This window comes from Acinetobacter sp. 226, assembly GCF_048147925.1.
Classification (GTDB): Bacteria; Pseudomonadota; Gammaproteobacteria; order Pseudomonadales; family Moraxellaceae; genus Acinetobacter; species Acinetobacter pecorum.
Genome location: NZ_JAYWYX010000026.1, coordinates 40,344 through 48,726, shown reverse-complemented (window position 1 = coordinate 48,726; position 8,383 = coordinate 40,344). Strand labels below are relative to the sequence as shown.

9 protein-coding genes and 2 pseudogenes are annotated in these 8,383 nt (G+C 40.8%); 4 read left to right on the top strand and 7 right to left on the bottom strand.

The window, feature by feature from the left end:
- Positions 1–372: 372 nt before the first annotated feature.
- The 4 genes from VXP95_RS12570 to ftsY all read right to left on the bottom strand — a co-directional run bounded on the left by VXP95_RS12570 (position 373) and on the right by ftsY (position 4,004).
- Complete coding sequence (locus VXP95_RS12570) at positions 373–1,035, bottom strand: DUF2057 domain-containing protein (protein WP_064102653.1); 663 nt, start codon at positions 1,033–1,035, stop codon at positions 373–375.
- Positions 1,036–1,245: 210 nt separating this feature from the next.
- Positions 1,246–1,839, bottom strand: coding sequence for a nitroreductase family protein (locus VXP95_RS12565; RefSeq protein ID WP_416680501.1), 594 nt, complete (start codon positions 1,837–1,839; stop codon positions 1,246–1,248).
- Positions 1,840–2,034: 195 nt separating this feature from the next.
- On the bottom strand, positions 2,035–2,724 hold the full coding sequence (locus VXP95_RS12560) for a nitroreductase family protein (protein WP_064102655.1): 690 nt from the start codon (positions 2,722–2,724) through the stop codon (positions 2,035–2,037).
- A 176-nt stretch (positions 2,725–2,900) separates the two neighbouring features.
- Positions 2,901–4,004 carry a signal recognition particle-docking protein FtsY gene (gene ftsY / locus VXP95_RS12555; RefSeq protein WP_064095325.1) on the bottom strand — a complete coding sequence of 368 codons (1,104 nt, stop codon included), beginning with the start codon at positions 4,002–4,004 and terminating at the stop codon, positions 2,901–2,903.
- Between the two features lie 177 nt (positions 4,005–4,181).
- Between ftsY and VXP95_RS12550 the strand changes: the two genes are divergently transcribed.
- Together VXP95_RS12550 and VXP95_RS12545 are read left to right on the top strand one after the other, a co-directional pair.
- On the top strand, positions 4,182–5,579 hold the full coding sequence (locus VXP95_RS12550) for a M16 family metallopeptidase (protein ID WP_416712130.1): 1,398 nt from the start codon (positions 4,182–4,184) through the stop codon (positions 5,577–5,579).
- A gap of 12 nt (positions 5,580–5,591) precedes the next feature.
- A pseudogene (locus VXP95_RS12545) lies at positions 5,592–6,200 on the top strand (insulinase family protein); the annotation flags it as partial.
- On the opposite strand, the pseudogene VXP95_RS12540 reads toward VXP95_RS12545, so the two are convergent.
- Positions 6,163–6,243 (bottom strand): annotated as a pseudogene (locus tag VXP95_RS12540) (hypothetical protein); the annotation flags it as partial. The pseudogenes VXP95_RS12545 and VXP95_RS12540 overlap by 38 nt on opposite strands.
- Positions 6,244–6,332: 89 nt before the next feature.
- Between VXP95_RS12540 and VXP95_RS12535 the strand changes: the two are divergent.
- On the top strand, positions 6,333–7,166 hold the full coding sequence (locus tag VXP95_RS12535) for a M16 family metallopeptidase (protein WP_404793632.1): 834 nt from the start codon (positions 6,333–6,335) through the stop codon (positions 7,164–7,166).
- Here VXP95_RS12535 and VXP95_RS12530 read toward each other — a convergent pair.
- On the bottom strand, positions 7,090–7,413 hold the full coding sequence (locus tag VXP95_RS12530) for a hypothetical protein (RefSeq protein WP_191730609.1): 324 nt from the start codon (positions 7,411–7,413) through the stop codon (positions 7,090–7,092). The genes VXP95_RS12535 and VXP95_RS12530 overlap by 77 nt on opposite strands.
- Before the next feature lie 99 nt (positions 7,414–7,512).
- Positions 7,513–7,875, bottom strand: a complete 363-nt coding sequence (locus tag VXP95_RS12525) for a hypothetical protein (RefSeq protein WP_064095323.1) — start codon at positions 7,873–7,875, stop codon at positions 7,513–7,515.
- Positions 7,876–8,096: 221 nt separating this feature from the next.
- On the opposite strand from VXP95_RS12525, the gene VXP95_RS12520 reads away from it, so the two are divergent.
- The gene (locus VXP95_RS12520; RefSeq protein WP_064095322.1) at positions 8,097–8,330 is read left to right on the top strand and encodes a hypothetical protein; all 234 of its coding nucleotides are present in this window, start codon (positions 8,097–8,099) and stop codon (positions 8,328–8,330) included.
- Positions 8,331–8,383 lie beyond the last annotated feature (53 nt).

Below are 8,383 nucleotides of genomic sequence, written 5' to 3'. Positions count from 1 at the left end.
CAATGAAAATAATTTCGATCAATCAACCAGTAAAAATCCACACAAGTTGTTCTTCATAATCTCTTAATGATCTTCTTAAAACTTCGTCAGCTTTAAGCTCCAACCCAATCACTTAACGTTTCGTTTCATGCATTGCGTTGGTGTGTTGCGTATTCTATACAGTTTCAAAACAAGCGCAAGAGCTTTTCTTGAAAATATTCAGAAAAAACCATCGTACGTTTATTTTTTAACCTGAAACTCTATTTTTAACACTTTTTTTGAGTTTTTCTACCTATTTCAGCATGCAAATTTTAAGGAAATGTTAATTTTACTCTTCTGCCTTCATAAAAAAAGATCACCTAAGAGTGATCTTTTTGATTCTTGAAAGATTATTTAATTTGCCTGTTCAACAAGCCAAGTCATGAATTTTTGACGCTCAACTTTAGATGCTTTCTGCCATACCTGAATCAATTGCTGATCAAGCTGATTGCCTGTCATATTTTCCGCTATTTTCACATTTACAGTCTTCGGCGCTACCGTTACCTGAGTATAAACTGCTGCAGACTGATTGACGGGAGTCACAGCTTTACTAGTTAAATCTACAGACCTGGTTAAAATACTTTTTCCAAATAATGGCCTGGCTGTCTCTTTTGCTCCCATCTGCTGAACCAGCAGCTGATTTTTTGCATCATAAAGCCCAATAATCGGCTGGTCTTTATAATTTTTTGCTTCCTCAAAATCTTTAGGAGCGTTCATCAAAGTTAACCTATAAGTTTCACCCTCGATCAGCTCAGGTGTTTTTACAGTAACTACGCCAGATTTCAAGATGTCATGTGAATTATCTGAGTGCTGGAAAAATTCGTTATAACGTACGCTAATCGCATTTACCCCCGCATTCAAGGTATAAGCCTGATTTGAACGCAAGAAACCTGATTTTACCTCCTGATCATTTACGGCAACAATTTTTATTTCTTCAGGTACTGTAACGGTTACAGCTGAAAAAGCCGATGTACTAAATAAAAACACTGCTGCTGTTGCCGCAATACCTAAATCCATATCCATTACTCGTTATTGGTTGTTTATTAAAAATAAGCACTATCTGCCTTTTAAATGACAATCCAATGACAAAAGTTGAAAATAATACAGCCTGAACTTCTAGAATTTATTCAGCTAGATATATTAGATAGTAGGTAAACACAACTCCAATATATAAAAAAAGAAGCATTACTCTGCTTCTTTTAATCTGGTTTTTTTAATTAAAGCTGATTAGGTAAAGGTCTTGAATCGCTCCGCATCATCTATAAAGGTTTTCTCACCTGCAGGTGCTTCTATTGAACCAAATACTAGTTGAGCGCGAAGTTTCCAGGAAGGCGGTATATCGAAAGTTCGTGCGACCTCTTCATCAATAATTGGGTTGTAATGCTGTAACGAAGCACCAATATTTACTTCTGCCAAAGCAGTCCAGGTTGCAAACTGTGCAATCGCAGAAGAATGCTCTGACCAGACCGGAAAATTATCGGCATAGAGTGCGAACTGCTCCTGCATCGACTTCACTACATCCTGGTCTTCATAGAATAGCGCAGTACCGTAACCTGCAGCAAACGCATTGATCTTGTTATTGGTTGCCTCAAATGCATCTGCTGACACGAGGTCACGCAAAGTTTCGCGTACAATATGCCAGAAGGTATCATGTGATTGACCAAATAAAATGACCACACGTGAGGTTTGCGAATTAAAAGCTGAAGGACTGAATTTCACTGCATCTTTAATAATTTGTTCGATTTCTGCCTGATCCAGTTTTACATTTTTTCCAATCGAATAAATGCTACGGCGTTTCTTCATCTGATCTAAAAATGTCATGAATTCACCTCTGTATACCTTGATTATTAATAAATCGATCAAGTCATACTACGTGTTTTAAGCACCCATAACAGGTGCATTTCGATAACATTGTGTTTCATTTATATAACGCTTGGATTTATATCTGAGTAGCAGGTATGGATCTGACTTCATCACAGCCACCATGCTATTCACTACCACTCTATTCACAGTGTTTTAATTCAATATTTTAAAACGGTACTGATCCAACTGTTGCAATTTTTCTTCTACCGTTTGCTCAATTGATCCAAAGCACAGCTGGGCACGCAACAACCAATTCTTGTCGATGTCAAAATGCTCAGCGACTTTTTCATCAATTAGGGGATTATAATGCTGCAAGGAGGCTCCCAAGCCAGAATCTGCCAATGTCGCCCATACAGCAAATTGTGCCATACCGGAAGTTTGTTCAGACCATGCTGGAAAATCTTCACTATTTAATGGCATTTTCTTTTGCAATTGTTGAATCACGGACTGATCTTCATAAAATAAAATCGTGCCATAGGCTTCAGCACACTGATTCAGTTTCAGCTCCACTCCTTCATAAATATGCTCTGGTACATGCTGGCGCTGAACCTGTTTCACAATTTCCCAGAATTGATGATGAGAATCTGCAAATAACACGGCAATGCGCGTACTTTGGGAATCGTAGGCGGAAGGACAACTGCGCACTGCTTCCTGAATGATTTCGCAAAGATAGGCCTGACTATAATGCACCCGTTTACCCAACGCATAAATACTACGGCGCTTTTTTAACTGATCAATAAAGGTCAGCTCCAGATCATCATTCAGTTTGTTTTTTTTTGAAAACTTAAAGTCCTTGGTTATATCGCTTGTTAATACCTGACCAATCTTATCTAGCAATGCCATTTTCTACCCCACAAAACCAAGCTAAAACAGCCTGAATAATCCCGTAGAATTATAATGGTTTTATTAAGCTAAATAACTTTGCTTAATTTTTTCAAGCTGCTTTTTAGAGCATTCAAACCCGCTAAAAACAACAAACTCCGCACTTGGCGAAGTTTGTGTGAACTATAACGCATTATTTATTTTTCAGTTTCAAACAATGCAGCGACAAATGACTTAGCGGAAAATGGACGCAAATCATCAATTTTTTCACCGACACCAATAAACCGGATCGGCACATGGGTACGACTGGCGATATTAAACAGCACACCACCTTTGGCAGTCCCATCCAGTTTGGTAATGGTCAAACCTGTCAAGCCGACTGCCTCATCAAACATTTCAACCTGATTAATGGCATTCTGGCCAGTACCGGCATCCACCACCAACATGACTTCATGCGGTGCAGTTGCATCAATTTTCTGCATGACACGTTTTACTTTGGTCAATTCCTGCATCAAATGACCTTTATTATGCAAACGACCCGCTGTATCTGCAATCAATACATCTACACCCTTGGCCCGGGCACTTTCAAAAGCATCGAAAATGACCGAAGCCGAGTCAGCACCATGACCTTGAGCCACGACTGCAATATTATTACGCTCACCCCAGATCTGTAGCTGTTCCGTTGCAGCTGCACGGAAAGTATCACCTGCTGCCAGCATAACAGTCTTGCCTTCACCTTGTAGGCGTTTGGCCAGTTTGCCAATCGTCGTGGTTTTACCGACACCATTTACACCCACCACCAGAATTACATAAGGTGATTTGTTTGGATCAATATGCAGCGGTTTTACCCGTGGTGCCAATAAAGCCACCAACTCTTCCTGAAGTGCTTTATAGAGTGAATGCGAATAGATCAAATCACCACGTGCCGTACGTTCAGTCAGGTTAGTAATAATGGTCTTGGTTGCATCGACACCAATATCAGCCACCAGAAGCTGTTCTTCAACTTCTTCTAATAATTCATCATCAATTTCTTTACCACCGATCAGGATATTGACCATCCCATCGGCAAGGTTCTTACGGGTTTTGGTTAAACCCTCTTTCATACGGCTAAAGAAGCCACCTTTTGCCGCAGAATCTTCATTTTCAGTTTCTGTGGTAACAGGTGCAGAAACTACAGCTGCTTCGCTTGGCGTTTCTACGATAGGCACATTGACCGCAGGTAAGCTCGGTAATGTGACATCATCATCTCCGATATCAGCATCAATCAAAAATTTGTTTTGCCCATTAGATTGCTGTTGCATGCCGAATCCTTGAAAAGCATTGCGTTAAAAACCCAGATTCTACCATAACTTGCCTGCTTTGCAGCTAGCAATGCAATTACTGGACAAACATACCAAAAAGCTACAGCTCTCGGTTGCTTTCAAGCACGCATTTATTAAAAATAAGTCTAAATACAAATGCCTATTTTGGGAGATCTAGTGTTCACTACCTTTTTTACTGTCTCCTCTTTCTCTCAAATGATCCAACAGATGATCTATCCATTCGGTGCAGCGGTCTTGTTTAGCCTGAGCTTTAACCCGGCTCAGGCACAAACCCGAAGTGAATTGTCACGAACTACTTTTGAAACCACGTTAAGTAACGGTTTAAAAGTCATTATTCGGGAAGACCATCGTGCGCCCATGGTAATGACACAAATCTGGTATAAAGTCGGTAGTAGTGATGAGTCCGGAAATATTCTAGGGGTTTCTCACGCACTTGAACATATGATGTTCAAAGGCACCCATAAAGTGCCGAATGACGAATTTACCCGCCTGAGTCGGATTTATGGCGGCAGCATCAATGCCGCTACCTTTACCAATTACACCAATTATTATCAGCTCTATCCTAAGGCCTATTTTCCTATGGCACTGGAACTTGAGTCTGACCGTATGAGCAATTTACTACTGCGGCAGCAGGACTTCGAGCCAGAAATTAAAGTCGTCATGGAAGAACGGCGCCAGCGCACAGATGACAATCCGCGGGCGCAAGCCTTTGAACGGTTTAAATGGATCAGTTATCCGACCAGTCACTACCGTCAGCCAGTGATTGGACATATGAAAACCCTAAATAATATTCAGTTGAATGATGTCAAAAAATGGTACCGGGACTGGTACAGCCCGAATAATGCTATTTTGGTGATTGTCGGAAATATCGAATCTGAAGCTGCTTTGGCTCAGGTACAAAAATATTTTGCTGACATTCCCGCACGCCTAACCCCAGCACGCAATGATGTACTGGAGTTTGAACGCCTAGGCTATCGGCATATGGAGATCAACAGCAATGTTCAAGTACCCAATCTTTATATGACCTGGAACGTAAAATCATTAACCACAGCTAAAAACCCGCAAGATGCCTATGCATTGAGTATTATTCGCAGCCTTTTGGACAGTGGGATTTCTTCCCGCCTGCAAGATCGCCTGATAAGAGATCGTAAAATTCTAACCTCTGTCAGCGTGTCTTATGATCCTTATAATCGTGGTGACAGCCTGTTTGGTATTTCAGCACTTCCTGTTTCAGGTGTTAGCCTGGCAGAAGCACAAGCTGCAATTCAGGATGAAATTGATTTACTAAAAACTGAATCTATTTCCGAGCGAGAACTGGAGCGCATCAGCACACGTTTTATTTCAAGTCTGATTTATAGTCAGGATGATCTGGCTGGACAGGCCAGAATGATTGGAAATCTGGAGGTCAATGGCTTGAGTTATCGCCTGATGGATGAGTTACCAAAACACTTTGAAAGCGTCAGTACTCAAGATATCCAGCGCGTCGCCAATGCCTATTTTGTCAGAGAAAATCTCAGTACACTTTATCTCTCACCCGAACAAAACACCCAGTAACGGGGATTATAAATGCTTCAAGTTTATCCAATTTTGCTTATGTATGTTTTAAGTTTGAGTACGGCTATTCATGCAGAAAACTATCTGGACCATCAGCCTGACCAAAATGATAATCCGAGTCAGTTACAGTCTATTCCTCTGTTACAAAGTCTTAAAAATATCAATCCGCAACGTGAATTTCAGGCCCCTTATATTCACGATCTGAATAATCGCTACAAGGTACGTACGCTATTTGTTGAAACTCAAGATCTTCCAATGGTAGATATCCAGCTGACCTTCAATGCTGGCTCGGCCCGTGATCAGGAAATTGCTAAAGGACTGTATGGTCTGTCAAATATGGCAGCCAAACTGATGCGTGAAGGCACAGATAAATATAGCGCAAATCAGGTAGCGGCTGTTTTTGACCAAACTGGTGCACAATTCAGCGTACAAGCATATCGGGACATGTTCGTAATTCGTCTACGTACGCTCTCAGACCCAAAAAAATTAGAACCCGCCTTAGCAATGATGATGGAAGTTATAAAGAATGCGTCATTTAAACCGTCCAGCATCAATTTAGCCTTAAGTAATACCCAAGTAGGGCAAAAGCAACTACAGGAAAACCCCAGCCGGCTGATGGATATCCGTTTTTATCGCACCCTTTATGGTCAACATCCTTATGCAGAACCAGTCACTGGCACCCAAGGCAGTACCAAAAAAATTAACGCAGAGTTATTAAAAAAATTCCGTGATCAATTTCTGGTAGCACAAAATATGAATATTGCCATTACCGGAAAACTTAGTCCTAAACAGGCACTCGAGCTATCTGAACGAATTGCCGGCAATTTACCTCAAGGACAAAAAGCAGCAGCATTACCAATGCCTGAGATTAAATCTGGTTTTGAAGTAGTACATTTACCCTATAAATCGTCTCAGGCACATGTCATCTTTGGACATCTAGGACCGACCCGCTTTACTACGGATAAACTGGCTTTAGAGATCGCTAATCGAATATTTGGGGGGGGTGGTTTTAATTCAGTACTCATGCAGGAGCTTCGGGTAAAACGAGGTTTTACCTACGGAGCTTATAGTTCAATCAGCTTTACTCAGTCGCCCGGAGTATTCAGCTTCAAATATGCTACACGTCAGGATCAACTGCTAGACAGCATTCAGGTCGCACATCGGGCATTTATCAACTTCGTTAGCCAACCCATCGATGGTCAGCGTCTGGAAGAAACCAAAGCCGGCATGCTGCGTGCCTTCCCTAACGTTTACAGCAGTAATGCCACTATCAATGCCCAGTTAGGCAATATGGGCTTTTATAGCGAGCAAAGTAATTATCTATCCAGTTATTCAGAACGTTTGGCTCAAGTCACGGCTACAGATGTACAAAATGCCATACGCAAGCACTTCCATCCTGATCGCTTAATACTAATCGTGGTCAGTAAAGAACTGGATAAAACTGCATTGGAAATGCGTTTAGAACAAAATTTGATTGATGCAAATTTTTACTTGCCCGCTCGTCCTCTACCTAGCGCATCTCCACAGAGACCGGTGGAAGCTGACGTACCCGTAACGACTCCTGCTGATAAGCCTGCATCAATTTAAGATATTGCCCACGACGGATATGCTGCTGCTCTAACAGAGCGAGTGCCATATCCTGAGTTTGGGGAAGATTTTGCTGCTTAGACAATTGCTGAATTTGAGTAACTTGCGACATGCTCAACGGACGATATAAAGCAAATGCGGCTAAAAACAGGATCACCGCAACAATAAAGATAACAACACTATTATAAATCTGTTCCAGATTAATTCTGCTGAAAATTTGATTTAGTTTTTCTGACTCTATAGACATACACTACCTCAGGTTAAAGGTAGTGTATGATTGCCATTGCACAAGTTCAAGTCAGCACACCGAATATTCATAAGGACTGAAAATCTGCTTATGCCAAGCTTAATTCATTGCTTTGGTTAAAATTGTAGAATAGAGTACCGCCGCTACCACTGCCAGTACGAGTAGAATCGCAAATTTACTTAAACCTGCTTCTGCTTCAGGTGGATGCAAGCGGTCTTCATCTGCAATACGGACTAATTCGCCATTATAGAGTTTATAAAACTGCTCACGCTGGTTTTCGTCCAGCTCACGAGTAAAATCATATACTTCTTTGCGCTGTGCCAGACCATATTCACCCAAATGGGTGTATTTACTAAATATAGCAGCATCAAGCTTTTTGCGATGCAAATCTGCAAGCTCCATAATTTGTCCTGCAGTCGGCGGCATATCAAATTTCACACCATCTAAAGTTCTTGTCGTCATGGCTTTCTCCTTGTTGTTTGCTATCCATTTACAATGTAGCTTAATAATATTTATAATTGTGTATAGTTTAATCAGTTAAACTATAACTGAAGTAAACAGACAAATTCGAATAGTTGACTTTTCCATTATTTTGTAATATTAGTTTAACAATACTAATTTATATTTGTATTTAGACTCATAAGTCTATCCTGAAATCATAATTAAAATTAAGGAGTTTATATATGATTCAACAATTCTCTCAGCATGACCTGGAACATCTGTATGCAGATGCCGTGAATACCATTCAATCACAAATGAACTTTGTCGATGCGGTAAAACAGCTTGAAGAAGCAGCTCGCGCCGGCCATGGTAAAGCAGCACTTTTTTTAGCAGAACTTTACTATCAAGGTTTCCGTGTAGAACGAGATTCACTCAAAGCCCAGTACTGGCAAAACATGGCCACGATGAAAGCATAAAAGAACGTCACCTAGGTGGCGTTTTTTTCAGCCATATTTTCAATAAACCGCAA

What these genes read in the sequence shown, in the direction of transcription:
- VXP95_RS12570 (WP_064102653.1), bottom strand. Translation starts at nt 1,035, where the DNA reads ATGGATTTAGGTATTGCGGCAACAGCAGCAGTGTTTTTATTTAGTACA.
- VXP95_RS12565 (WP_416680501.1), bottom strand. Translation starts at nt 1,839, where the DNA reads ATGACATTTTTAGATCAGATGAAGAAACGCCGTAGCATTTATTCGATT.
- VXP95_RS12560 (WP_064102655.1), bottom strand. Translation starts at nt 2,724, where the DNA reads ATGGCATTGCTAGATAAGATTGGTCAGGTATTAACAAGCGATATAACC.
- ftsY (WP_064095325.1), bottom strand. Translation starts at nt 4,004, where the DNA reads ATGCAACAGCAATCTAATGGGCAAAACAAATTTTTGATTGATGCTGAT.
- VXP95_RS12535 (WP_404793632.1), top strand. Translation starts at nt 6,333, where the DNA reads ATGAATATTGCCATTACCGGAAAACTTAGTCCTAAACAGGCACTCGAG.
- VXP95_RS12530 (WP_191730609.1), bottom strand. Translation starts at nt 7,413, where the DNA reads ATGTCTATAGAGTCAGAAAAACTAAATCAAATTTTCAGCAGAATTAAT.
- VXP95_RS12525 (WP_064095323.1), bottom strand. Translation starts at nt 7,875, where the DNA reads ATGACGACAAGAACTTTAGATGGTGTGAAATTTGATATGCCGCCGACT.
- VXP95_RS12520 (WP_064095322.1), top strand. Translation starts at nt 8,097, where the DNA reads ATGATTCAACAATTCTCTCAGCATGACCTGGAACATCTGTATGCAGAT.